18 protein-coding genes and 1 pseudogene are annotated in these 25,718 nt (G+C 73.0%); 9 read left to right on the plus strand and 10 right to left on the minus strand.

All coding sequences use genetic code 11. The features are described from left to right. The first annotated feature begins 18 nt into the window (after positions 1-18). The 4 genes from RNB18_RS40735 to RNB18_RS40750 all read left to right on the plus strand — a co-directional run bounded on the left by RNB18_RS40735 (position 19) and on the right by RNB18_RS40750 (position 4,515). A complete protein-coding gene (locus RNB18_RS40735) occupies positions 19-759 on the plus strand; it encodes an FHA domain-containing protein (protein ID WP_311719159.1) in 741 nt (246 codons plus the stop codon). Continuing rightward, positions 756-2,294 (plus strand): serine/threonine protein kinase, encoded by a 1,539-nt coding sequence (locus tag RNB18_RS40740; RefSeq protein WP_311719160.1) that lies wholly within the window; start codon positions 756-758, stop codon positions 2,292-2,294. Before RNB18_RS40735 ends, RNB18_RS40740 begins: the two co-directional genes overlap by 4 nt. 94 nt (positions 2,295-2,388) lie before the next feature. Next, a complete protein-coding gene (locus tag RNB18_RS40745; protein ID WP_311719161.1) occupies positions 2,389-2,667 on the plus strand; it encodes a hypothetical protein in 279 nt (92 codons plus the stop codon). A 183-nt stretch (positions 2,668-2,850) separates the two neighbouring features. Further along, positions 2,851-4,515 carry a protein kinase domain-containing protein gene (locus tag RNB18_RS40750; RefSeq protein WP_311719162.1) on the plus strand — a complete coding sequence of 555 codons (1,665 nt, stop codon included), beginning with the start codon at positions 2,851-2,853 and terminating at the stop codon, positions 4,513-4,515. A 24-nt stretch (positions 4,516-4,539) separates the two neighbouring features. Here RNB18_RS40750 and purH read toward each other — a convergent pair whose 3' ends face one another. Next, a complete protein-coding gene (gene purH / locus RNB18_RS40755; RefSeq protein ID WP_311719163.1) occupies positions 4,540-6,114 on the minus strand; it encodes a bifunctional phosphoribosylaminoimidazolecarboxamide formyltransferase/IMP cyclohydrolase in 1,575 nt (524 codons plus the stop codon). Next, positions 6,111-6,758, minus strand: a complete 648-nt coding sequence (gene purN, locus RNB18_RS40760) for a phosphoribosylglycinamide formyltransferase (protein WP_311719164.1) — start codon at positions 6,756-6,758, stop codon at positions 6,111-6,113. The genes purH and purN overlap by 4 nt, the downstream gene beginning before the upstream one ends. A gap of 286 nt (positions 6,759-7,044) precedes the next feature. On the opposite strand from purN, the gene RNB18_RS40765 reads away from it, so the two are divergent. Beyond that, positions 7,045-7,836: a hypothetical protein gene (locus tag RNB18_RS40765; RefSeq protein ID WP_311719165.1), complete on the plus strand. Its 792-nt coding sequence runs from the start codon at positions 7,045-7,047 to the stop codon at positions 7,834-7,836. Between the two features lie 4 nt (positions 7,837-7,840). Here RNB18_RS40765 and RNB18_RS40770 read toward each other — a convergent pair whose 3' ends face one another. Beyond that, the gene (locus tag RNB18_RS40770) at positions 7,841-9,526 is read right to left on the minus strand and encodes a cell division protein PerM (protein ID WP_311719166.1); all 1,686 of its coding nucleotides are present in this window, start codon (positions 9,524-9,526) and stop codon (positions 7,841-7,843) included. A gap of 45 nt (positions 9,527-9,571) precedes the next feature. Here RNB18_RS40770 and RNB18_RS40775 point away from each other — a divergent pair, with 45 nt between their 5' ends. After that, positions 9,572-10,462 (plus strand): sigma factor-like helix-turn-helix DNA-binding protein, encoded by an 891-nt coding sequence (locus tag RNB18_RS40775; RefSeq protein ID WP_311719167.1) that lies wholly within the window; start codon positions 9,572-9,574, stop codon positions 10,460-10,462. A 133-nt stretch (positions 10,463-10,595) separates the two neighbouring features. Here the strand turns inward: RNB18_RS40775 and sucD are convergent, their stop codons facing one another. The 7 genes from sucD to RNB18_RS40810 all read right to left on the minus strand — a co-directional run bounded on the left by sucD (position 10,596) and on the right by RNB18_RS40810 (position 22,245). After that, a complete protein-coding gene (sucD, locus tag RNB18_RS40780; protein ID WP_046261564.1) occupies positions 10,596-11,480 on the minus strand; it encodes a succinate--CoA ligase subunit alpha in 885 nt (294 codons plus the stop codon). Between the two features lie 21 nt (positions 11,481-11,501). Continuing rightward, entirely contained in the window at positions 11,502-12,680 is a 1,179-nt protein-coding gene (gene sucC, locus RNB18_RS40785) for an ADP-forming succinate--CoA ligase subunit beta (protein ID WP_057607820.1), read from the minus strand. Between the two features lie 459 nt (positions 12,681-13,139). Beyond that, complete coding sequence (locus RNB18_RS40790; protein WP_311719168.1) at positions 13,140-15,047, minus strand: hypothetical protein; 1,908 nt, start codon at positions 15,045-15,047, stop codon at positions 13,140-13,142. Positions 15,048-15,222: 175 nt separating this feature from the next. Then, positions 15,223-16,239: a hypothetical protein gene (locus RNB18_RS40795; protein ID WP_311719169.1), complete on the minus strand. Its 1,017-nt coding sequence runs from the start codon at positions 16,237-16,239 to the stop codon at positions 15,223-15,225. A gap of 240 nt (positions 16,240-16,479) precedes the next feature. Continuing rightward, entirely contained in the window at positions 16,480-17,670 is a 1,191-nt protein-coding gene (locus RNB18_RS40800) for a VWA domain-containing protein (RefSeq protein ID WP_311719184.1), read from the minus strand. A 370-nt stretch (positions 17,671-18,040) separates the two neighbouring features. Further along, entirely contained in the window at positions 18,041-20,719 is a 2,679-nt protein-coding gene (locus RNB18_RS40805) for a DUF5682 family protein (RefSeq protein WP_311719170.1), read from the minus strand. 395 nt (positions 20,720-21,114) lie between these two features. Next, positions 21,115-22,245, minus strand: coding sequence for an ATP-binding protein (locus tag RNB18_RS40810; protein ID WP_266521291.1), 1,131 nt, complete (start codon positions 22,243-22,245; stop codon positions 21,115-21,117). Positions 22,246-22,390: 145 nt separating this feature from the next. On the opposite strand from RNB18_RS40810, the gene RNB18_RS40815 reads away from it, so the two are divergent. The 3 genes and pseudogenes from RNB18_RS40815 to RNB18_RS40825 all read left to right on the plus strand — a co-directional run. Then, a complete protein-coding gene (locus RNB18_RS40815) occupies positions 22,391-23,746 on the plus strand; it encodes an SWIM zinc finger family protein (protein ID WP_311719171.1) in 1,356 nt (451 codons plus the stop codon). A 41-nt stretch (positions 23,747-23,787) separates the two neighbouring features. Then, on the plus strand, positions 23,788-25,398 hold the full coding sequence (locus RNB18_RS40820) for a DUF5691 domain-containing protein (RefSeq protein WP_311719173.1): 1,611 nt from the start codon (positions 23,788-23,790) through the stop codon (positions 25,396-25,398). Positions 25,399-25,416: 18 nt separating this feature from the next. Continuing rightward, a pseudogene (locus RNB18_RS40825) lies at positions 25,417-25,718 on the plus strand (hypothetical protein); the annotation flags it as partial.

Raw genomic sequence — 25,718 nt, forward strand, 5'->3', positions numbered from 1 at the left:
GGGACGGGGAGACGGACCGTGTACAGCATCATCGTGGTACCTCCGCCGACCACGGAGGACCGGACTGCACCACAGCAGCTGCGACTCGCCCCGGGCGAGCGGCTGACCTTCGGACGCGGCGCCGCCTGCGCGGTGCGGATCCCCCATGAGGGGGTGTCCCGAAGAGCCGGCGAGATCACCGCGCAGGGCGCTTTCTGGGCACTGAGCAACCTGTCCGGACGCCAGACGTACGTCGTGGAGAACCCGGAGGGCGCGGGCGAACACATCAAGGTCGGGCCGGGGCGCCTGGAGGCGCCGGTCCCCTTCGAGTTCTCGCGAATCGTGCTGCCGGCCGCGGGCGACCTGATCGCCATCGACGTGTGGGCGCCGCGCCACGACTATCTGCGCGCCGACGGCGACATCGAGGGGACGACCACCGCGCCCGCCTTCTCCGTCGACCGGACCACGCGGTACTTCGCGGTCCTGGCCGCCCTGTGCGAGCCCCGGCTGCGCGGCGAACCGCACGCCCCGCTGCCCACCGTGGACCAGGTGGTCGAGCGGCTGCGCCCCAACTGGGCGGCCGCCTCCCGCACTTCGGTGCAGTGGAACATCGACTACCTGGCGGTGAAGCTGCGCCTGAAGCCCGGCCCGGAGGAGGCCGACCCGGGCCCGCGGCTGAACGGCAAGAAGGAGTCCCTGGTCTCCCTGGCGCTCCGCTTCGACCTGGTCCGCGAGGAGGACCTGGTGGTGCTGACGGGTTCCGGCGGGGCGGCCCGGTGACCGAGCCGTACGCCGTACCGGTCCCCCGGGGCTACCGGGTGGGCGGCTGGGAGGTGCGCGAGCCGATCGCCACGGGCGCCTTCGGAAGCGTGTACGAGGGCCGGCGGCGGGACGGGCAGCCCGCGACGGCCGCCCTGAAGTTCCTGCCCACCGGCACCGGGACGCCCCGCCGACTCACCCATCTGCGGGAACTCGTGGAACGCGAGGTGCAGTTGTACCGCAGGCTCAGACGCCCCCGTCTGATCCGGATGTACGACACCCTCGTCGTCGACGACCCCGAGCGCCCGGAGTTGGACGGCGCCACCGTTCTCGTACTGGAGAAGGCACAGACCTCCCTGTCGGCCCTGCTGGCCACCCGGCCCCGCCCGCCGTCCGGCCCCGCCCTGCTCGCCCAGATCTGCGAGGGACTGGCCCAGCTGCACCGCGCGAACTGGGTGCACGGCGATCTGAAGCCCGCCAACGTCCTGCTGATGGAGGACGGTTCGGCCCGGCTCGCCGACTTCAACATGGCCGCGGAGCTGGAGGGCACCCACGCCTACACCCCCGCCTTCTCCACACCCGACTACACCCCGCCGGAACTCCTGTGGGCGGAGATCGGCGAACGCGGCCGCCGGATCCGCCCCTCCGCCGACGTCTGGGCCTTCGGCGTCCTCGCGCACCTGGTCCTCGCCGACACCTTCCCGCTGCCCGGCGGCACCCCGACGGCCCGCCGGGACGCGGCCGCCGCCTACGCTCGTGGCACCGACGATCTGCGGCTGTCCCCCGAACTCCCCGACGACTGGCGGGAGATCATCCGCGACTGCCTCACCCGCACACACGCCGAGCGCGTCACCGCCGAGCCCCTGTTGCGCCGTGTGGAGACGGCGGCCGGAACCTCCCGCTCCCCCCGCCCGTTCTTCGCGCGCCGCCTCCGTCGTACGACGATCACGGCGGCCGTGCTCGCCGCCGGCGCGCTGGCCGCGCTGGGTTACGGCATCAGCGACTGGACCTCGGACGACAACGGCCCCACCGGCGACGCCTCCGCACCGGCGACCGTCTCACCCGCGGCCTACGGCGCCGCCGAACTCCGTACGGACAAAGGCGTCCCGGCCCCCTACCGGGTACTGATCGTCGAGTCGGCGCACGACTGCGCGCAGGAGGACGTCACCCCGGCTCTGATCGCCGCCATGCTGAAGGCGGAGAGCAACTTCGATCCTGATCTGTCCGATCCGGCCAACGACGAGTACGGCATCGCACGTTGGACCCCCAGGGTGCTGCGGTACTGGATGAACGCCGACGGCACGCCCGCCGACACCATGCCCCAACCCCCCTTCCCGCCCGCCGAGTCCATCCCGGCGATGGCCCGTTACCTGTGCTGGATCGCGCCCCGCCTGGACGCCGGTCTGCCGGGTGACCGCCGGGTGCTGATCGCCGCCGCCTACCGGACGTCGTACGACAAGGTGAACGACGCGGGCGGGGTTCCCGCGAAGAACCGCGACTACGCGGCCCGGATCGCGCAGTACCTCAAGGAGTACACACCGCCCGGCAGGAAGTGACCCTGAGACTTCTCAGGTACCCGCGCGGGGGGCGGACCGGCAGGGTGGGCGCATGCCGCTTCGGCGGCACCACCACCGAGGTTCACCTGGGGGTATGGACGTGAACATCATCAAGCCCGCCGCACTGCTGCTCGCGGCCGGGGCACTGGTCGCCGGCTCCGCGGCGTCCGCGTCCGCGGCCGTACCGGACTCGCGCGAGGGCACCGCACCGGACGGCACGCGGGTGACCGTCGTCACGGACGGCAACCGCGACCGGGCCGCGCCGGCCGACCGGGATCTCTCCACCCCGGACGGCACGCGGGTGACCGGCGGCTACCACCACGACGGCACGCGCGTCACCGGCGTCCGGCCCGACGGCACCCGGGTCACCTGATCCGGCGCGGACCGCGCGGTCTCCGGCCCTTTCGGGGGAGGGCCGGAGACCGCGCTCACGTATGCGCGGGCCTCGTTCCCCCGGTATCCCGGCACTCCCCGACAGCGGGGCGCTAGCCTCTCCTCAGTCAACTGGCGTGACATGAGAGCACGTTGAGGAAAGAAAAGGCAGGTCGGGGGGACCGTGACAGACATACCGGCGGCCGGTGACGCGCTGCGGCAGGCGGGCGCGGCCCCATTGCTGCCCGCCGATCCCGGACGTATCGGACCCTACGTCCCGCTCGGGCTGCTCGGCAGCGGCGGCATGGGCCGGGTCTATCTGGCCCGGCGCGCCGACGACGCCCCGGGACTCGCCGCCGTGAAGGTGATCCGGCCCGAGTACGCCGAAGGCCCGGACTTCCGGCGGCGCTTCGAGCGCGAGGCCGCCGTGCACGGCCGGGTGCGCACACCGCGCGCACCGCACCTCCTCGGCACCGGATTCGACGACGCGCTGCTGTGGATGGCCACCGAGTACCTGCCCGGCCTCAACCTCGCCGAGGCCGTCCGCGAGTGCGGGCTGCTGGAGCCGGCCGGGGTGTGGCGGCTGGTCGCGGACCTCGGGGAGGCCCTGTCGGCGCTGGCCGCCGCCGGGGTCGTGCACCGGGATCTCAAGCCGTCCAACGTGATCCTGTCCCCCCGGGGTACGCACGTCATCGACTTCGGCATCTCCCGCGCGGCCGACAGCAGCGCGATCACCACGACCGGCAACCGGGTCGGCACGGCCGCGTACATGGCACCCGAGTACCTGCGCGAGGGCCGCTGCGACGCCGCCTCCGACGTCTTCTCGCTCGGCTGCACCATCGTGTACGCCGCCACCGGGCACGCCCCCTTCGGCGACGGGACCGGCGTGGACGTCATGCACCGGGTCGCCTTCGAGGCACCCGACACCGAGGTCATGGCCGAACTCGCGCAGGCGGACCCCGCGTTGGCCGCGCTGCTGTCCGCCTGTCTCGCCAAGGACCCCGCCGGGCGTCCCGCCCCGCGGCAGCTGATCGACGCGGCCACGGCCGCCGGGCACGGCCGCGCGTCCCACTGGCACGACACACTGGCCGCCCGGCTCCTGGACCGGCAGCAGGGGTGTGCGGTGCTGGAGGGCGGGCCCGTCCGGCAGTCCCCTCACTTCCGCACGCCCACGGAGCCGGTGCTCTCATCGGTCCCCGCCCCGGTCACCGGTTCCGGTAGGCGGCGGAGGCCCCTCTTGGCCGCCGTCGCGGGGATCGCCGTCGGAGCCGTGGCCGTCGGTGCCTTCCTGCTCACCCGTCCGGGCCTCGACTCCCCGGCCGCCGCCGCCCCGACGCGCTCCGGCAGCGTCAGCGCCTCCGCCGCGCCGACCTCTTCCGGGGCCGGCGCCTCCGCCTCACCCTCCGGCAAGGACGCCGGCGAGAAGAAGAAGGACAAGAGCGAGCCGCAGACGGCCGCCCCCGAGGAGAGCAGCAGCGCACCGGACAGCACTCCGTCCGCGACAGCCACCCGGAACAGCGGAGGCACGGGCGGCGGAAACAGCACCGCCCCCGCCCCCACCGCCACGGTGACCAGGACCGCGGCGCCCCCGGCCACCCCCGCCTGGATCTCCGGCTGCACCTACTACTCCGGCACCGAACTCACCGACTACGGCGACAAGGGCCAGCGGGTCGTGCAGGTGCAGTGCATGCTCACCAAGCGCGGCTACAGCGTGGGCGGTTCGGGCGTGGACGGCGAGTTCGGCAAGGACACCCAGTCGGCGGTCAAGCAGTTCCAGAGCGCCAAGGGGCTGGAGGTCGACGGCCAGGTGGGGCCCAACACGTGGGCGGCGCTACGCAGTTCGAGCTAGCGCCGCCCTCGGGTCGGGTCGGTGTCAGTGGAAGAAGTGCCGCGTCCCCGTGAAGTACATCGTGATGCCGGCCTTCTGCGCGGCTTCGACGACGAGTTCGTCACGGACCGAGCCGCCCGGCTGGACGACCGCCTTCACACCGGCCTCCAGGAGAACCTCCAGGCCGTCCGGGAACGGGAAGAAGGCGTCCGAGGCCGCGTACGAGCCCTGCGCGCGCTCGGCGCCGGCCCGCTCGACCGCCAGCTTCGCGGAGTCGACCCGGTTGACCTGCCCCATGCCGACGCCGACCGACGCGCCGTCCTTGGCGAGGAGGATGGCGTTGGACTTGACGGCCCGGCAGGCCCGCCAGGCGAAGGCGAGCTCGCCGAGCTCGTCCGCGCTCAGGGCCTCGCCGGTCGCCAGGGTCCAGTTCGCCGGGTCGTCGCCCTCGGCCTGGAGGCGGTCGGTGACCTGGAGGAGCGCGCCGCCGTCGATGGGCTTGACCTCGGCGGGGTGCGCGGGAGCGGCCGGGGCCTTCAGGACCCGGATGTTCTTCTTCTTGGCGAGGGCTTCGAGCGCGCCGTCCTCGTAGTCGGGCGCGACGATGACCTCGGTGAAGATCTCGGCGACCTGCTCCGCCATCTCCTTGCTGACCGGCCGGTTGACGGCGATGACGCCACCGAAGGCCGACAGCGGGTCACACGCGTGTGCCTTGCGGTGCGCCTCGGCGACGTCCGAACCGACCGCGATACCGCAGGGGTTGGCGTGCTTGATGATCGCGACGGCCGGCTCGGTGTGGTCGTACGCGGCACGGCGGGCGGCATCCGTGTCCGTGTAGTTGTTGTACGACATCTCCTTGCCGTGCAGCTGCTCGGCCTCCGCGAGGCCGACCCCAGTGCCGTCGACGTAGAGCGCGGCGGGCTGGTGCGGGTTCTCGCCGTAGCGCAGGGTGTTGCGGCGCTCCAGGGTGGCGCCGAGGAAGTCGGGGAAGAGCGACTCGTCCACGGGGGCGTAGGAGCTGGCGAACCAGCTGGCGACCGCGATGTCGTACTCGGCGGTGTGCCGGAAGGCCTCGGCGGCGAGCCGCTTGCGGGTGCTGAGGTCGAAGCCGCCGTCCTTGACCGCGGCGAGGACGTCGCCGTACCGCGCGGGGCTCGTGACGATCGCGACGGACGGGTGGTTCTTGGCGGCCGCGCGGACCATCGACGGGCCGCCGATGTCGATCTGCTCGACGCACTCGTCGGGGGTGGCACCGGAGGCGACGGTCTCGCGGAACGGGTAGAGGTTGCTGACGACCAGGTCGAACGGCTCGATGCCCAGCTCGGCGAGCTGCTGCCGGTGGTCCTCGAGCCGCAGGTCGGCGAGGATGCCGGCGTGCACGCGCGGGTGCAGGGTCTTGACGCGGCCGTCCAGGCACTCGGGGAAGCCGGTGAGCTCCTCGACCTTGGTGACGGGGACGCCGGCGGCGGCGATACGGCCCGCGGTGGACCCGGTGGAGACGAGTTCGACGCCGGCTTCGTGCAGCCCGCGGGCAAGCTCTTCGAGCCCGGTCTTGTCGTAGACGCTGACGAGCGCGCGACGGATGGCCCGCTTGCCGTTCTCGATGCTCTCGGCGGTCACTGGATAACTACCTTTCGTCCCTCAATGCGATAGCCGTTGCGGGCGAGCCGCCCCACGACCTCGACGAGCAGCCTTCGCTCGACTTCCTTGATGCGCTCGTGCAGAGCGCTCTCGTCGTCCTCGTCCCGGATCTCCACCACGTCCTGGGCGATGATCGGTCCGGTGTCGACGCCGTCGTCGACGAAGTGGACGGTGCAGCCGGTGACCCTGGCTCCGTACGCGAGCGCGTCGCGCACTCCGTGGGCCCCCGGAAAACTGGGCAGCAGCGCGGGGTGGGTGTTCACGAACCGCCCGCCGAAGCGCGCGAGGAACTCCTTCCCCACGATCTTCATGAACCCGGCGGACACCACGAGGTCGGGTTCGTACGCGGAGACGGCCTCGGCGAGGGCGGCGTCCCACTCCTCGCGGGTCTCGAAGTCCTTGACCTTGCGGACGAAGATGGGAATCCGGGCCCGCTCGGCCCTCGCGAGCCCCTCGATGTTCTCGCGGTCCGCCCCGACGGCCACGATCTCGGCACCGTAGGCCCCCGCACCGGTCGTCTCGATGGCGTCAAGGAGCGCCTGTAGGTTCGTACCGGATCCGGAGACCAGTACGACCAGTCGCTTGACCGGCCTGGCCTGCTCGGCCACGGGCTTGGCGGCCACGGCGGGGCCCTTTCTCGGGGGAGCGTTTGTACGGTCGTACGAATGCTTCGAGCCCCGGGATACGGGGAAGTCTACGAAGCGGCCGAACGTCAGCAACGATACCGGCACACCGGAAGGCCCCCACGGGACGGGGGCGTGGCCGGAAGGTAGCGTCTGGGAGGGACCGGTCCGGGAACGCGGGTGGTGCGCGGTGCGTTCACCGGGTGAGGCTCGCGCCGACGGGCCCACCGAACCGTTCCATCCACGCCGTGCAAGTCACATCCTTCAAGGGGAAGACGCTCACTTGATGTCGGACCGCAGCCTGCGACTCCTCACGCTCCCCCCGCAGTCGGTGCAGGGAGGGGAGCGCAGCGGCATGCTGCTGCGGGAGCAGCCCGCCTCGCCGCCGGACGCCCCTTCCTCCGACAAGAAGAACGGCAAGGGGCGGGGCGGTGCGGCCGAGGACGACAACCCCTTCGCCCCGCCGCCGGAGGGCACCCCGGACCGCCCGTGGCAGCCGCGCCGCCCCGAGGGCTCGGACGACGGCCAGGACGACGACGGCACCCGAGGGCGCACCCCGTGGGGCAGTCAGTGGAGCGACCGCCAGCCGGGCCGCTCCGACGGCGGCTTCGGTAGTCGCCCGGGCGCCGGCCCCGGCGGCGGCCCGGAAGGACAGGGCAACGCGGGTCCGGGCCCGCGCTGGGACCCGACGGACCCCGCCCAGCGCCGGGCCCGCTACGCCCTGCTCTCCGGCATGTGGGCCTTCTTCTTCGCCCTCTTCGGCTGGCTGTATCTGGCCCTGCTCCTGGGTGCCCTGGCCCTGTACTGGGGCATCAGCGCGTTGCGCGCCAAGCCCCGCACCCCGGACCCCGACACCCCCGTTCCGCCCCAGTCCGCCCGCCCCCAGACCACCGCGGCGGTGAGCGGCCTGGTCACCGCCTCCCTGGCCATCACCGTGGTGGCGGGGGTCTTCACCGCGCGGCTCGTCTACGACGACTACTACACATGCACGAACGACGCCCTCACCAACCAGGCGCAGCAGTCGTGCACGGACCTGCTCCCGAAGGAACTCCGGGGGCTGCTGGGCGAGAGCAGCTGACGCGTCAGTCGGTGGGCGGGGGCTTCTCCGGGGATTCCTCCGGCGGCGTGGACGCCTCCTTCAGTACCGCCCAGCGGGTCTCGTGCGACGGGTCGTCGGACCAGGGCGTCGGTGAAGGCACCGGCCCCGTCTGGGGCTCGGCGGGCAGGAAGTCGTACGGCTCGTAGGTGTCGTCCTCGTCGTGGCGGGCGTAGGTGTCGCCCTGGTCGTAGGTGTCGTCCTGGTCGTAGGTGTCGCCCTGGTCGTAGGTGTCGCCCTGCGGGTCGCTCGCCTCCTCGGGGTCGGCCGCAGGAGCGGTCCCGGGGGCTGCCCCAGGGGCAGTCCCAGGGGAGGTCTCAGGGGAGGTCTCAGCCCCGCCTGTCGCCTTGCGCGGCGAGAGCCTGGGCACCGGCACCCACTGCCGCGGCCCGCCTCGCGAGCGGCCCCGCCAGGTCCGTACCGCCAACGCCACCGGAAGCCCCACCCCCGCGATCCAGCCCACCACCGCTGCACCCACCTGCCACCACACCGGCCCGAACCGGGCCAGCGTCCCCACCCCCAGCGGTCCGCCGGCCAGCACGGCCAGCGGGGCGACCGTCCCGGCGCACAGCACCGCCGCCCAGCACACCGCACCCGCCGTCCGCCCCCACGACCACCCCGCGGCCGAGGCCCGTCCCAAGAACCACCCCACCACCGCCCCGGCCACCACCGGCACCACCCCCGCCACCCAGTGCGCCGGCTCCCCGCGCCCCGCCTCCGGCACCGCGGCCAGCAGCGGGAACGAGGGCAGCATCGGCGCGGGATCCGAGGACAGCGGCCCCACCACATTCCCCGCGCCGATGACGAACCCGGGCCCGACGGCATACCCCGCCGCCCACACGGCGGCGTTCGGCGCCAGCGCCAGACACAGCAGGACGACGGCGAACCGTCCCGACCAGCCCTCCGTCAGCTGCAGAAAGGAGGCTTGCGTCGCGGCGCCATGCGCCACCAGCGACACGCCCAGCAGCACCGCACCGCCCCCGACGAGCACGGCGATCCCGGCCCCCGCGGCTCGCGCCGCCACGGAGAGCCGGGCCCGGGCGTCCGCTCCGAGGACGAGCCGCCGCATCCCCCGGGGCAGCAGCACCAGCACTCCGTCCACGGCGTCGGAGGGACGGCCGTACGCCGTCCACACCCCCACGCCGGCCGCGCCCATGACGAGGACCGGCAGGCACACGCAGGTCCACACCCAGGAAGGCCGCAGCGCCCCGCCGGACGCGTACAGTGCTGCGGCCGCGGCGACCGGAAGGTATCCGAGCACGACCCCCGCCCACGCGGTCCGCCCGGAAGCCGCGGGCGACTCCTCGTCCTCCGAGGCCGCGTCCCGCGCCGCCCGGTGCACCAGCCACAACGGCAGCGCCAGCAGCAGCAACGGGGTGACGCCCACAGGCGCCGGAACCCCGGAGAGCGTGTCCGTCCGGACCAGTTCGACCCCGTGCGCGAGCAGCCACAGGGCCGCGGCCACGTGCAGCGCGCCACCCGGGCCGCTGTCGGGATACGGCGAACTGATCCACAGCATGATCACGAGCACGGCGAACGAACCGAGCCCCAGCCCGGCGGCCACCGCGCCACCCAGGAGGCCGGCGGCCAAGCCGGGCGTTCGGTCGCGCAAGCGGACGAGCAGGGGCGGCAACGACGTTCGGCGAGCGGTCATCTGGATCACGACCGCCATGCTCCCAACGACACGCGCTTTCCCGTCGTAACAGGCGAACCTCCGATGTGTCGCTCAATATACATCTATGTACTTTTTCGTACGAAGGGGCGCCTTGTGACGGTTCCTCAGCAGGAGCACGAGGAGCTCCCTGCCACGCCTCTGACACCCACTCAGGCCTTCGACGCGCTGTACGCGTTCTGCGCCCCCGCGCTCGTCCGGCAGGCCTACCTGCTCACCGGCCGCCGTGAGCTCGCCCGCGAGTCGGTCGAGCGGGCCTTCCAACTCGCCTGGCAGCGCTGGCCCGAGGTGGCGGTGGACCGGGACCCGGCGGGCCGGGTACGGATCATGACGTACGAGTACGCCCTCTCTCCCTGGCACCGTTTCCGCCCCCGCCACCGCAGCCCCGAGGAGCCCGTCGCCGACCCGTGCGACCGCGCGCTGCTGGCCGTACTCATGGAACTCCCGCCGTCACAGCGGCGCACCCTCCTGCTGTACGACGGCGTAGGCCTCGATCTTCCGGAGACTGCGGCGGAGACGGAGGCGAGCACCCCGGCGACGGCGAACCGGCTGATGAACGCGCGCGCGGCGATCGCGGCACGGCTTCCCGACCTGGCCGACCCGTCCGACCTGCACGACCGCCTGGTCTCGCTGGCCTCCAGGGAGCGGTTGCGTGCCGCGCAGCCGCCCGCGGTGAGGATCGGGAGCGAGCGCCGGGCACGCTTGTGGACCAGGGCCGCGATCGCGTTCACGGTCGCCCTGATCGGCACAACAGCGCTCACGATCCGGACGGCTCCTACGCATTACGAGCCGCCGATCGCGCCGGGGGCGGAGGTGCACGGGGTGCCGACGCGGGTGGCGCCGGGGGCGCTGTCGCAGGCGGAGACGAAACTGCGGAAGAAGCTGCGGGAGGAGACGGCGAGCGGTCCGGAGAGGCTGGTGCCGGTGGGTCGCTGACTGCGGGCAGGTGGGGGCCGTTCGCGCCACGACGCACCCGCACCCGCCCGACAACCGGAGCGGCACCCCCGTGACGCGCCGATGGGCCCGCTCCAACCCACGGAGCGAGCCCATCAACGGACAGCTGGGTAACTCAGCCGGCCAGGATCTCCCGCGCCAGCTTCGCCGTCTCGGTCGGCGTCTTGCCGACCTTGACGCCGGCGGCCTCGAGGGCCTCCTTCTTCGCGGCGGCCGTGCCGGAGGAACCGGAGACGATGGCGCCGGCGTGGCCCATGGTCTTGCCCTCGGGCGCGGTGAAGCCCGCGACGTAGCCGACGACCGGCTTCTTCACGTTCTCCGCGATGAACGCGGCCGCACGCTCCTCGGCGTCGCCACCGATCTCACCGATCATCACGATCAGGTCGGTGTCGGGGTCGGCCTCGAACGCGGCGAGCGCGTCGATGTGCGTCGTACCGATGATCGGGTCGCCACCGATGCCGACGGCGGAGGAGAAGCCGATGTCCCGCAGCTCGTACATCATCTGGTACGTCAGCGTGCCGGACTTCGAGACCAGGCCGATGCGGCCCGGCTTGGTGATGTCGCCCGGGATGATGCCGGCGTTCGACTGACCCGGGGTGATGAGACCGGGGCAGTTCGGGCCGATGATCCGGGTCTTGTTGCCCTGCGACACGGCGTACGCGTAGAACGCCGCCGAGTCGTGGACCGCGATGCCCTCGGTGATGACGACCGCGAGGGGGATCTCCGCGTCGATCGCCTCGACGACGGCGGCCTTGGCGAAGGCCGGCGGCACGAAGAGAACGGACACGTTGGCGCCCGTCTTCTCGATCGCCTCGGCGACCGTGCCGAAGACCGGGATCTCGTTGCCGTCGATGTCGACGGACGTGCCCGCCTTACGGGGGTTCACGCCACCGACGATGTTGGTGCCGTCGGCCAGCATGAGCTTGGTGTGCTTCATGCCCGTGGCACCGGTCATGCCCTGGACGATGACCTTGCTGTCCTTGTTGAGGAAGATAGCCATGGCTGTATCTGTCCCTCTTCCTTACTTCGCAGCCGCGAGCTCGGCGGCCTTGTCGGCCGCGCCGTCCATGGTGTCCACGCGCTGCACCAGCGGGTGGTTGGCGTCGGAGAGGATCTTGCGACCCAGCTCGGCGTTGTTGCCGTCGAGGCGGACGACGAGGGGCTTGGTGACTTCCTCGCCCTTGTCCGCGAGCAGCTGCAGCGCCTGCACGATGCCGTTGGCGACCTCGTCGCACGCGGTGATGCCGCCGAAGACGTTGACGAAGACCGACTTGACGTCGGGGTCGCCCAGGATGATCTCCAGGCCGTTCGCCATCACGGCCGCGGACGCGCCGCCGCCGATGTCGAGGAAGTTGGCGGGCTTGACGCCACCGTGCGCCTCACCGGCGTACGCGACGACGTCCAGGGTGCTCATGACGAGACCCGCGCCGTTGCCGATGATGCCGACCTCGCCGTCGAGCTTGACGTAGTTGAGGTTCTTCTCCTTGGCGGCGGCCTCGAGGGGGTTGGCCGCGTCCTTGTCCTGGAGGGCCTCGTGCCCCGGCTGACGGAACTCGGCGTTCTCGTCGAGGGAGACCTTGCCGTCCAGGGCGAGGACGTCACCGGAGGCGACCTTGGCCAGCGGGTTGACCTCGACGAGGAGGGCGTCCTCCTCGATGAAGGTCTTCCACAGGGTGACCAGGACGTTCTCGACCTTGTCGGCGACCTCGGCCGGGAAGTTCGCGGCCTGGACGATCTGGCGGGCGACCTCGGGGGTCACACCCACGTTGGCGTCGATCGGCGTCTTAGCGACGGCCTCGGGGCGGGTCTCCGCCACCTCCTCGATCTCCATGCCGCCCTCGACGGACGCGATGGAGAGGAAGGTGCGGTTGGCACGGTCGAGGAGGAAGGAGACGTAGTACTCCTCCACGATCTCCGGAGCCGTCTCGGCGATCATCACCTTGTGGACCGTGTGGCCCTTGATGTCCATGCCGAGGATGTTGGTCGCGTGCTCGACCGCCTCGTCGGCGGAGGCGGCGAGCTTGACGCCGCCGGCCTTGCCACGGCCGCCGACCTTCACCTGGGCCTTGACGACGGACTTGCCACCGAGGCGCTCGGTGGCTGCGCGGGCCGCCTCAGGCGTGTCGATGACTTCACCGGCCAGCACCGGTACATCGTGCTTGGCGAAGAGGTCCCTCGCCTGGTACTCGAACAGGTCCACGCGCTTCCGTCCCTATCAGTGATCTCGCGGTTCGTTGTCTGCGTGGGCGTGCCGCGAGGGCAACGTGACGTCCGACCGTGTCTGTCACAAGGGAGGCGCACACGGTGTCCGAGCGCGCGGCATGTCCGTCTCGCAGGTTATCGCTGCTTGCGGGAGGCCCCTAAATCGAGGGTCACACCTGAGCGGTGATACCTGTCACATGATGCCGCGCTCACTGGCACGGCGTGCCGCGTGTGAGGGTGCCGGGACGCTTCCACGAGGCATGGGGAAGGGCCTCACCGGGGTGGGGTCGACCCGGTGAGGCCCCTTGTGCAGCCCCCTTCTTCAAGGGGCCTGGGCGGTCGATCCCCACCCCAATGGGGACCGCTTCGCCCCGTCCGTGAGGTTCCGGCAGGACGGACCGACGGCTTTCGGCCGTCCGGGGACCGTCACCTCACGGAGTCGTTCGGCGGGAGACGGTCAGGCGCGGTACTGGATGTTCTGCGCGTAACCCGGGGTGACGGACTCGGCCACGCCCTGGACGCCGGTGACGGCGTGCCCGGCGAGCGGTCCGGCGGTGTCCTGGACGGTCGCGGTCAGATTCCCGGCGAAGGGGCCGACCTGCCCGGCGACGGGAGCGGCCTCGCCGACGACGCCGTACGCGAAGGGCGTGACGTCGCCCGTGACGCCGTACGCCAACGTCGTGGCACTGCCGACGACCGGCTCGACCGTCCGGGTCACGGTGCCGACGACCGGCTGGACGGCCCCCGTGACACCGTGCGCGAAGACCGGGACCTCACCCGTGACGCCGTACGCCAGGTCGGTGGCGTGCCCGGCGACGCCGTACGCGAGCGGCGCGACGTCTCCGACGACTCCGGTCGCGAAGGGGTGGACGTCCTCCGTGACGCCGTACGCCAGGGCGGTCGCGTCCGCGACGGCCTGCCCGGCGACCGGCAGCACGCCGTGCACGGCGGTGTTCACGACCGGGGGCAGCACGGCGTCGGTGGTGTTTTGGGCGACCTGCCCGACGAGACCGGTGGCGTAGGGCGGCACGTCGGCGACGACACCGTCGACGACGGGGAGCACTCCGGCGACCGTGCCGGTGGCGTAGCCGGCCACACCGTGCTGGATCCCCCCGACTCCGGCGACCGCGCCGCCGACGACGGGCCGCACGCCCTGGACTGCGCCGTCCACGACCGGGGACACGTCCCCGACGACTCCGTACGCCAGCGCGGTCGCGGCACCCACGGCGTGCCCGGCGGTCTGCGCGACCCCGCCCACAGCCCCTTCGGCGACCGGCGTCACGCCGCCCACCGCGCCGGTGGCGATCGGAGGCACCCCGCCCACGGTCCGCCCGACGGCGGGTGCCACCCCTTCGGCGACCGGCACGACACCGTCCACCGCCTGCGCGGCGACCGGCACCACACCGTCCACGGCGACGGTCACGACGGGAGGCACGACCGCGGCGACCGTCCGGTCGACGACGGGGGTGACGGTCCCGGGGACGCCCGCGACGGTGCCGAGAGCCTGCCCACGCACACCGTTCACCGTGCCCGTGATGTGGCTCGGGACGGAGGAGACCGTCGCCTCGGCGGTGGCCGTGACGGCGGTGGCCTCGGCTCCGGCCGTGGCGGAGACGCCGGCGATCCGGCCCTGCGTTCCGGCGAGCGTGGCGTGCGCGGTGCCGGTCGCGCCCGCGACGGTGTGCTGCTTGTTCGTCCGTACGACGCCGTCGACGCCCTGCGCCTGCGAACGGGCCGCCGACTGGACGCCCTGCAGCTTCGTCTGGGCGCCGGCCAGGGCCCGCTCCACCTCGGGGGCGAAGGCCGAGAGGGGGCCGAAGAGGTAGTCGACGCCGTTGTGGGGTGCGGTGGGTGTGCTCGGTGCGGTGGGCGCGGCGACGCCGGAGGCCTTGACCGCGGCGGCCTGCGCGGCGTTGGCCTTCGCCTCGGCCTGCGCGGCCCGGGCCGCCTTCGCGCCCTGGATGGCCGCGGCGCCCTTCACCTTGGACGCCTTGCTCTCGGCGACCTGGGACACCTGCGGGACCGTGACCTCGGTGTCTGCGTGACGCCGGGCCTGCTCGGTGGTGCCGGCGGTCGCCTTCCGCGCGGTGCCGGTGGTGTCGGCGACGGTGGTGGTGACGTCGGAGACGACGGCGTCGACCGTGTTGTCGAGGGTGTCGGTGACCGTGCCGAGGGTGTCGGTGACGGTGGTGTTCGTGTCGGACGCGGTGTCGGTCGCCGTGTTGGACACGGTGTCCGTCCCCGTGTCCGTCGCGGAGAGAGAGGTGGCCGGGAGCTCGTCCGCGCTGGCCACGGCGGAACCGAGTGCCCACGCACCGGTGACACCGGCGGCTATGACGATGGAACGGCGGATGTTCTTGTTCATGAGTGCGTCAGATCCCTGGATCTTGGGGTGCCTGGGGAGGCAATGGGGACATCCGGAGCCACGAGGCTCCAGGGGGGATCCGTCCGGAGATCTGAGGAGATCTGGGGGGTCCGAACGGCTGGGGCAGACCTGTTCCGCCCCCGCGCGGCAGGTCAGCTGCGGGGGAAGGTCTGCCCTAGCCGGGGAAGACGGGGATGTCCCGGTGCCTGTCCCGGGTCCCGGCCGCGTCGACGCTCGCGGCAGCACCGGGCACGAGCCGCAGCGGCGCCCGGTGGTCGAGGGTGACGGCATGCGCGTCGCCGTGTCGCGACGAGCCGTTGTCCACTGCCGACTTGCCGCCCAGGGCTCCGCCGTGGTTGTCGGAGGGCGCCTGGTGCGCGGGCGCGTGGGCGTTGGATGTCGTGGTGCGGTGGGCGGAGGCGTGTGCGGCGGCCTCGGTCACGGTGCCGTGACCGGCGAACCGCGGCCCGTAGACGGCGCCGTCGCCCGCGGAGCCCTCGTCGCCGGTCGGCTTCGTCGCCGCGTGATCACCCGGCTGGGGCTGCGGCGCCGAGGTGACCGGCGCGGGCACGGGCAGAGTCCTGCCCGGGATCCCGGGCAGGCCAGGCACCGTCGGGAGACCCGGCGCCGTGGGCAGGGTCGGCCACGACGGGGAGTCCGGGAACGACGGCAGCGTCGGCCACCCCGGCAGGGTGGACCCCGCCGGTATCCCGACCGTCTCGGTCAACCCCGTGGTCACCGTCTCGACCAGATCACCGACCGGACGCACGACACCGCCGGTCACGGCCCCGACGACGTCCTCGGTAACCGGCCGGAGAACCTTGTCGTCGGCCGGGTTGGTGAGGGCGTCGGCGCCGGACTTGGGGGCAACTGGCTGGGGGGAGCTGCCCTTTGGCGTGTCCGTCTCCGTGTCCGTGACCGTGGCGGTGGCGGTGGCCGTGGGTATGGCGGTGGCCGTGGGTATGGCGGTGGCCGTGTGTTTGGCCATCGGCTCGGCCGGCGGTTTCACCAGCTGACCGGCCGCCTTCGCCGGCAACGCTCCGATGCCGTCGGCCGCATGTGCCTGCTCCCCGCAGAGGAAGCCGAGCATGAACAACCCACCCACCAGCAGCACCAGTTGCAGCGCACGCCGCCCGACCGCCGCGCGCAGCACGCGCACCGCGGCACCGGGAAAGGCTGCTGACCAGGTCAAGAGGGGGCGGGTCCTTCCGTGCGACGGAACGAAGCGAAGCGAAACGGAATGGGACGAAATGGAACGGAATGGAGGCGAAAGGGAAACGGTGGGGAAGGGTGAAGACTGTGGAGACGCCGATCCTTGCACGGGGTGCCCGAGGTCGCGCAAGTCCCCTGTTACCGATGCGTAGTCATGTCCGTTTTGCTGGGCGAAGTCGCAGGTCACCCGGTCGACAAATCGCCAACAGGTGGCCCCGGTTCACACCGGGTCGGGTATCGGCAGCGGCCGCTTCTCGATGGCCGCCGCCATCACCTCCGGGAACAGGTCGGGAGTGCAGGCGAAGGCCGGTGCGCCCAGCGCGGCGAGCGCGGCCGCGTGCTCCCGGTCGTAGGCGGGCGCCCCCTCGTCCGACAGCGCGAGCAACGTCACGAACTGCACCCCGGACGCCTTCATCGCCGCGACCCGCTTGAGCATCTCGTGGCGTATGCCGCCCTCGTAGAGGTCGCTGATCAGCACCATCACCGTCTCCGCGGGCCGGGTGATCTGCGACTGGCAGTACGCCAGCGCCCGGTTGATGTCCGTGCCGCCGCCGAGCTGGGTACCGAACAGCACGTCCACCGGGTCGTCGAGTTGGTCGGTGAGGTCGACGACCGCTGTGTCGAAGACGACGAGCCGCGTGTCGATCGACCGCATGGAGGCCAGCACCGCTCCGAACACGGACGCGTAGACGACGGACGCCGCCATCGACCCCGACTGGTCGATGCAGAGGACGACCTCCTTCTTCATCGACCGGGAGGCCCGGCCGTATCCGATCAGCCGTTCCGGCACGATCGTCCGGTACTCGGGGAGGTAGTGCTTGAGGTTGGCCGAGATCGTGCGGTTCCAGTCGATGTCGTGGTGGCGCGGCCGGCTGATCCGGGCGCTGCGGTCGAGGGCACCGGTGAGGGTGGCGCGGGTGCGCGTGGCGAGCCGCTTCTCCAGGTCCTCGACGACCTTGCGCACGACGGCCCGTGCCGTCTCCTTCGTCGTCTCCGGCATCGCCTTGTTGAGCGACAGCAGCGTGCCGACCAGGTGCACGTCGGCCTCCACCGCCTCCAGCATCTCCGGCTCGAGGAGCAGGGTGGCCAACCCCAACCGGTCGATGGCGTCCCGCTGCATGACCTGGACCACGGAGGAGGGGAAGTACGTCCGGATGTCCCCGAGCCACCGCGCCACGGACGGTGCCGAGGCCCCGAGCCCCGCCGAACGGTCCTTCCCCGCCTGCCCCTTCCCGTCCCCCCTGCCGTAGAGCGCGGTCAATGCCCCGTCCATCGCGGCATCCTGCCCACTGAGCGTGCACCCGGTCCCATCGGCCGCCTCCCCGCCCAGCACAAGCCGCCAACGCCGCAGCCGCTCGTCTGCGGGGGCTGCAAAGGCTGTGGAGGCTGTCAGGGCATTGACCGGAATCAGCGCCGGGGCCGGGGCCGCATCCTCCGCAGCATCAGTCGCCCGGTCGTCGGCTGCGTCCCGCACGGGCTGTGTCGGTGGTTTCGCGGTCGAGGCCGACGTCGGGCCCTTGGTCGGATGCCGCGCTGGATTCGTCCGCGAGTGCGGGCTCCTGGCGGGAACCGTCGTCTCCGGCGTCGTCAGGTCGTTCGGCTCGGTCGTCATCCCCGTGCTCCTGTCCGGAACCGGTCCCAGAGCGGGACCACGGCCACACTCGTCACCGGGCCGTGTTTCACGCGGGACCCGGCCCTGTGCCCGAGCGCATCTCCGCGCCCGCCCCCGGCGGCGGTGGCTGTCCTGTCGCCCCCGCCTCCCGGAGTCCCAGATACCTCGGTCATCGTCCCGCCACCCCCGCAAGGTCGTTGTCGTCGGCGTTCGCCAACTCGTCTTCGTGGTCGTCGTCCAGGCCGAGCAGCAGCCGCAGCACCGGCAGCACGGCGTCCGCCCGGTCGCCGTCGAGGTCGGCCCCGAAACCCGGTATCCCGACCCCGGCCCCCGCCCCACTCCCCCGCTGTCCCGGCCCTCGCCGGATCAGTTCGCCCAGCGTCCGGCGTACTCCCGGCTCGTACGCCGAGAACGTGCGCCGCAGCAGCGGCAGCACATCGGTGAACGCCTCCGCCGGAACCCCGGTCAGCCAGGCGTCGACCAGTCCGAGCAGCCGCTCGTCGTGCACGAGAAGCATCCCGCCGCCGGACCCCCCACCGACGAAACCCTCGATCCACGCGGCCGCGTCCCCCGGCGCCGTCCCCGGCGACAGCACGAGACCCATGAGCCGCGCGGCCTCGTCCTGCGCCAACTCCCCGTCGTCCAGTAGCAGCCGCACAGCCCGCCCCCGAATGACACCGGGCACGGTGTCTCGCAGGGACAACACCTTGAGCACGGCCTGCCAACGGCCACGGAGGCCGCGGTGAGCCGGAGCCGGGACGTCTCCCCTGTCGTCCGGCCCGGACACGGCGGTGGCAGCCGGGCCCTGTTCCGGTACGGCCGTTGCGGCGCCCTGGCCGTCCTTCCCCGCTACCGTCGCTGAACGGCCGCTCCGATCGCCGTCCCGCTGCCCTGAAGCCCCGGGCGGGTCCTGTCCCGGGTCCGTCACCTCGCCCAGCAGCCCCACCGACCCGTGGACCGCGTCCACATGACGCCGCATCTCCTCCGCCGCCTCCGCGTCCAGCGCGGCACAGGCCGGGGGCAGTCCGACGAAGACCCGCTCGGCGAGGCCCGCGGCGACCTCCGTCAGCGCGCCGGTGCCGGTGCCGCGCACATCGCCGTAGCGCAGGGAACGGACGAGGGCCGGCAGTGCCTGGGCGAGATGGCCGACGTCCGCGTCCAGCGCGGCGCGGTCGGCGAGAATCTGCATCACCGTGGGCAGGGCGTCCGGGAGTTCTGCCAGCAGGCACCGCTCGGCGAGAGCGGTGACGTCGGCGAGCCCCGACGCGGAGACGGCGTCCGCCTCCGCCTTGGCCGTCGCTGCGGCAAGCACGGTCGTGCCCCACACCCCCGCCTCGGCGACCCGCACCGACAGCTCCGGCTCCCACCGCAGCCGCCATGTCTCCCGGAACGTGCCCGTGCTCCCCCGCGAGGCCGTCGGCTCACCCCACGCCACGCCCAGCAGCCGCAGCCGGTGCAGCAGCCTGCTGCGCTCGGCGTCGTTCTCCTTGCGCAGATCAAGCTCCAACTCCCGGTCCAGCGCCTCCGGTTTGAGCCGAAGCCGCCGCTGGATCCGGTCGAGGTCGCGCTGCAACGGCACCGCGGGTGCCGCCTGCGGCACCTCCCCCAGGACGTCCCCCACCACCAGCCGGTCGTGCACCAGCGCCAACGGCACGTCCGAGCCCTCGCACATCACCGCCCGCACCGCGTCGGTCGTCTCGCTCAGGCCGGGCAGGGGACGGCCGCGCATCGCCGCCAGCGTCTCGGCCAGCCGTACGGCCTCGATGACGTGTGCCGAGGACACGATCCGGTCCTCGTCCCGCAGCAGCCCCGCCACCTTGGTCAGCCACCGCTCGACGGGGCGGTCCGGCGCGCCGAACAGGTGCCCGTACCAGCCGGGTGAGTCGATCCCCGCGCCGTAGCCGCTGTGCCGCGAGAGCCTGCGGTACGTCCACGGCACCCACGTCATGTCCGCCTTGACCTTGGGGAGCCCCTTCAGCAGCGCCTTGTCGGCGGCGACCGTGGTCTTCCGCCGCAAAGCGGGCACGTGCCAGGCCCCGCACACCACGGCCACGTCCTCCCCGAACTCCCGCTGTGCCGCCCGCACCTGGAGCCGCATGTACGCCTCGCGCACGAGGTCCCGGTCGTGTCCGCCGGTTCCGTACGTCTCCCGCAGCACCCCCATCGCCTCTTCCAACACGGTGAACGGCTCGAACACATCCCCCTGTCCCGTCCCCCGGTGCTCCACGACGTCCTCCCACCACCGCTCGGGATCGTCGTATCCGGCGGCCTCGGCGAGCACACCGAGCGGATCGACACGGACGGCGACGTGAGCGGCGGCCTCGTCCTCCACAGCGTCCTCGCCGGACGGGCCGGTGCCGTGAGCGTCCGAGGGCGCCTCGGACCCACTCGCCTCCGGCATCGCGTCGGCGGGGTCGTCCGGTCGGCCCGCCGGGCCTTCGTCCCCCTCGTCCCTCCCCCACGCCAACGTGTGAGTCGCCGGCAGGTCGATGAAACGGGCCGGCACGTCGTGGTCCAGCGCCCAGCGGATCGCCACCCACTCCGGGGAGAACTCGGCAAGCGGCCAGAACGCCGAACGGCCGGGCTCGTCCACGGCATGAGCGAGAAGAGCCACTGGCGGTCGCATGTCCTCCTCGGCGGCCAGCGGGATCAACGCGTCGGCCTCGGGCGGCCCCTCGATCAGCACGACCCGGGGCCGGGCCGCGTCCAACGCCGCCCGCACGGACCGCGCCGACCCGGGCCCGTGATGCCGCACCCCGAGCAGCAACGGCCCCGCACCGGCCTCCCGGCCCCCATGTACACCGAGGCCGGTCACACCCCCGCTCCCGGACACACTGCCTCCGTCCATTCCCTCTCCGGCTGACGCACGAGAGCCCCTCCACCCTTCGCTCCCCGCCACACCGCCCCGAGCCACACCCCCGCTTCCCGACCCGCCGCCACCAGCCGTCCCCGCACTCCCGAGCCCCCCGGAGGCGCCAGTCCCCCCGTTCCCGGCCTCACCCACGCCCGTCACACCGCTCCCCTCCCCTCCGAGGCCACTTGGAGTCGTCCTCGACGACCGTCCCGATCCCGCCTTTGGCGCCGTCCCGCTCAAGCCCTGTCACACCCGTCCCCTTTGCCTCCGCGACCCCGGCAATCCGAAGCGAAGCCCTCGCGACCATCCCCGTCGTCCGAACCGAACCCCTGCGACCGTCCCGACACCCCGTACGCCCACGAACGACGAGTCGCCACCCAGGTCTTCGCTCACGCGCTCACCTCCCGGCAAGCCCGGTAGAAGTCCTTCCAGCCGTCCCGCTCGCGAACGACCGCCTCGAGGTACTCCTGCCAGATGACCCGGTCGGCCGCCGGATCGCGGACGACGGCGCCGAGGATGCCCGCGGCGACGTCTCCGGCCCGCAGGACGCCGTCGCCGAAGTGGGCGGCGAGGGCGAGACCGTTGGTGACGACGGAGATGGCCTCGGCCGTCGACAGCGTGCCGCTGGGCGACTTGAGCTTCGTACGGCCGTCGGACGTCATCCCGTCGCGCAGCTCGCGGAAGACCGTCACCACTCGGCGGATCTCCGCGACGCCGTCGGGCGCGGCCGGCAGGTCGAGGGAGCGGCCGATCTGGTCGACGCGGCGCGAGACGATGTCGACCTCGGCCTCTACGCTCTCCGGCAGCGGCAGCACGACCGTGTTGAAACGGCGGCGCAGGGCGCTGGAGAGGTCGTTGACCCCACGGTCGCGGTCGTTGGCCGTGGCGATGAGGTTGAAGCCGCGGACCGCCTGCACCTCCTGGCCCAGCTCCGGTATCGGCAGCGTCTTCTCGGACAGGATGGTGATCAGCGAGTCCTGCACGTCGGCCGGGATACGGGTCAGCTCCTCGACCCGGGCCGTCATCCCCTCCGCCATGGCCCGCATCACGGGGCTGGGCACGAGGGCGTCGCGGCTCGGACCGTTGGCGAGCAGCTGGGCGTAGTTCCAGCCGTAGCGGATCGCCTCCTCCGGGGTGCCCGCCGTGCCCTGCACGAGCAGCGTCGAGTCGCCGCTGACCGCCGCGGCCAGGTGCTCGGAGACCCAGGTCTTCGCGGTGCCGGGCACGCCCAGCAGGAGCAGGGCGCGGTCGGTGGCGAGGGTGGTGACGGCGACCTCGACGAGCCGGCGCGGCCCCACGTACTTCGGAGTGATCACCGTGCCGTCCGGCAGGGTGCCGCCGAGCAGGTACGTCGCCACCGCCCACGGCGACAGCTTCCAGCGGACCGGGCGTGGGCGGTCGTCCTGCGCGGCCAGCGCGGCGAGTTCACCGGCGAAGGCGTCCTCGGCATGCGGCCGCAACGCCTCGTCCGGCTCCCCCTGCTTCGGTTCCACGGACGTCGGTTCAACAGACACAGTCATGGCTGAGGCCCCCTCCAGCTCGGCCGGTTCGGATCTGTCACCAACCGTGCACCACGCCACTGACAATGCGATCCGACCTGCGGAAACGTGCTCACGAGGGTCGGCTCGCGGCCGATTGTCAGTGGGGGGATCTACCTTCGATGTCATGACTCAGCAGGGGGTGCGCTGGACGGCGGATCAGGTGCTGGCACTGGCGCCTGACGCCACGTCACGCAAAGCGGGAAGCAAACTCGGCGCGGCCGGGCCGTGGTCCGAGGCGGGGAGTTCCGACGAGGGGACGGTGTGGGGGCTGTGCAAGGGCAGTGGCAGCAAGCCGTATCAGACGGTCATCGACATCGCGGACGCGGCAGGGCCCGCGTACAAGTGCAGTTGCCCGAGCCGCAAGTTCCCGTGCAAGCACGCGCTCGGGCTGCTGCTGCTCTGGGCAGGCGGGGAGGGAGCGGTGCCGCCGGGGCCGACGCCGGACTGGGCGGAGCAGTGGATAGAGGGGAGAAGGCAGCGCGCGCAGGAGAAGCGGACGGCGGACGCGGCCGGTTCCGCCGCCGGGTCCGGTGATCCGGAGGCGGCCCGGCGCAGGGCGGAGCGCCGGGCCGTGCGGATCACGGCGGGCGCGACGGAGCTGGAGCAGCGGCTGGCGGACCTGCTGCGCGGCGGCCTGGCGGGGACGGAGCAGGCGGGATATGGCATGTGGGAGGAGACGGCGGCCCGCATGGTCGACGCGCAGGCACCGGGACTCGCCGCCCGGGTTCGGGAGTTGGGCGCGGTTCCCTCGTCCGGTCCGGGCTGGCCGGTGCGGCTGCTGGAGGAGTGCGCCCTCATCCACCTCCTCGACCAGGGCTGGCTGCGCCGCGAGCGACTGCCGGACGGCCTCGCGTCGACGGTCCGTTCCCGGATCGGCCTGCCCGCCTCGGCGGACGGCCCCGCGACACGGGACCGCTGGCTGGTCCTCGCCCAGTACGACACGGCGGACGCCCGTCTGACGACCCGCCGGATCTGGCTGCACGGCACGGACTCGGGCCGCACGGCACTCCTCCTCTCCTACGGCGCCGCCGGCCGCGCCCCCGAACTGGCGCTGCCGGTGGGCCTTGAGCTGGAGGCGGAGGTGTCCTCCTATCCCGGTACCGGTCAGTTGCGGGCGGCGCTCGGCGAGCAGTTCGCACCGCCCGCGCCCACGGCGACCCGCCCGCCGGGAGTGACGACCGAACAGGCGGCCGCCCGCTACGGCGAGGCACTGCGGGACGACCCGTGGCTGGACTCCGTCCCCGTGACCCTGGACCGGGTGATACCGGCCCCGGACGGTGACTCCTGGCAACTGGCGGACGCCGAGGACGACTCGGCCCTGCCGCTCACCGCCTCCGCCCGCTCCCGCCCGGGCCTGTGGCGTCTGGTCGCGCTCTCGGGCGGCGCCCCGGTCAAGGTTTTCGGCGAGTGCGGCCACCGCGGCTTCACCCCGCTGACGGCCTGGCCGGAGGGGGCGGGCGAGGCGGTGCAGCTGTGCTGAACGGAACTGACCGAGCACCCGGCCGGACGGAAAGGAACCCCATGGACAAGATCTCCGCTCCCGCGCCGGACGCCTGGGAGGAGCTCGTCACCTCGGCGCTGCTCGGCACGGCACGCCGTACGCCGCCCGGCGTCGCGCCCGGTCCCGAGGCACCGGTGGGGTTGTTGGACGCGGCGGCCGTGGAGACCGTACGGCGGCGGGCCGGGCTGCGGCCCGCGCGCGCGGCACAGCGGCCGCAGCCGGCGCCCGAGGACACGCGCCCTCCGCTGCCCGCGGCGGCGGCCCGCAGACTCGCGATGCTGCTCGCCGATCGGCCGGGCACGGGCGGCGGCGGCCGCAGGGGTACGGCACCTGATCTGATGGAGCTGCTGCCGCAGTGGCTCGCGACGGCGAACGCCCGCGGTTACGCGGCGCCGCCGCAGCTGCTGCCCGCCCTGCTGGACGCGGCCCGGGGGCGTACGGATCTGCGGCCGGCGGCGCTGGCGTTCGCGGGTTCGCGTGCCACCTGGCTCGCCCGGTTGAACCCGGACTGGCGGTTCGCCCTGCGGGCGACACCCGGCGGCGGAACAGCCCTGCCGTCGCCGCAGGACACCGCGGGCGTCCGACTGCTCTGGGAGGAAGGGCTGTTCGCCGAGCGGGTGGCCCTCCTCTCGGCGATACGTGCCCGGGAGCCCGCCGCCGCGCGCGAGTTGCTCGCGACAACCTGGGCGACCGAGCGGGCCGAGGACCGGCTGATGTTCCTCGACTCGTTGCGGACTGGTCTGGGGGCGGACGACGAGCCGTTCCTGGAGCAGGCGCTGGCCGACCGGAGCCGCAACGTACGGGCCACGGCCGCGGAGTTGCTGTCGGCCCTGCCGGGTTCGGCGCTGGCGGCGCGGATGGCGGTCAGGGCAGGGGCGTGCGTGGCCCTCGACCACACCCAGGACAGGCCGACGATCGTCGTCGAGGCGCCGCACGAGTGCGACTCGGGCATGGAGCGCGACGGCGTCGTAGCGAAGGCGCCCTCGGGGCGGGGGGAACGTTCGTGGTGGTTCGGGCAGTTGGTGGAAGCGGCGCCGCTGGGCGTGTGGCCGGGGCGGTTCGGTGGGCGGACGCCCGAGGAGATCGTGGCGCTGCCGGTGGCGGACGACTGGCGGGACGAACTGCATGCGGCGTGGTGCCGGGCTGCCGTACGGCAGGGGGACGCCAGGTGGGCGCGGGCGCTGCTCGGGACACCCGCGGCGCCGGAGGCCGGGGGCCCGGGGGCGGTGTCTCTGGCGGAGCGGGCCAGGCTGCTGAGCACGTTGGGCTCCGCCGAACGGGCCGAGTGGGTCGCGGCGTTCATCGCGACCCACGGCTTGTCCGAGGCGTTTCAGCTGCTCGGGGTGTGTGGGGTGCCGTGGGCCGCGCCGCTCGGGCGGGCGGTGGTGGACGCGCTCAACATCGCACGGGACGCGGGGAGTTATCCGTGGAGTTTCAGCGGGGTGATGGGGCTGGCGGAGCGGTGTCTCGATCCGGCCGAGGCAGGGCGGCTGGAGGGCCTGATGGCGGTGCCGGACGAGGGGGAGGACGCGAGCCCCGGGGCGGGGGGTTACTGGGCGGAGGCGTTCCAGCGCCTGGTGACGACCTTGCGGCTGCGGGCGACGATGGCGGAGGAGCTGGAGGTGGGTTAGCTCGGGCGCGGGGGTGGGTTGCCGCCCGCCCACACCGGCGGGCAGCGCGCGCGGGAGAAGCGGACGGCGGGCGCGGCCGGTTCCGCCGCCGGGTCCGGTGATCCGGAGGCGGCCCGGCGCAGGGCGGAGCACCGGGCCGTGCGGATCACGGCGGGCGCGACGGAACGGGAGCAGCGGCTGGCAGACCTGCTGCGCGGCAGGCGGCAGGCGGCAGGCGGCAGGCGGCAGGCGGCAGGCGGCAGGCGGCAGGCGGCAGGCGGCAGGCGGCAGGCGGCAGGCGGCAGGCGGCAGGCGGCAGGCGGCAGGCGGCAGGCGGCAGG

Source organism: Streptomyces doebereineriae (assembly GCF_031845645.1).
GTDB lineage: Bacteria > Actinomycetota > Actinomycetes > Streptomycetales > Streptomycetaceae > Streptomyces > Streptomyces canus.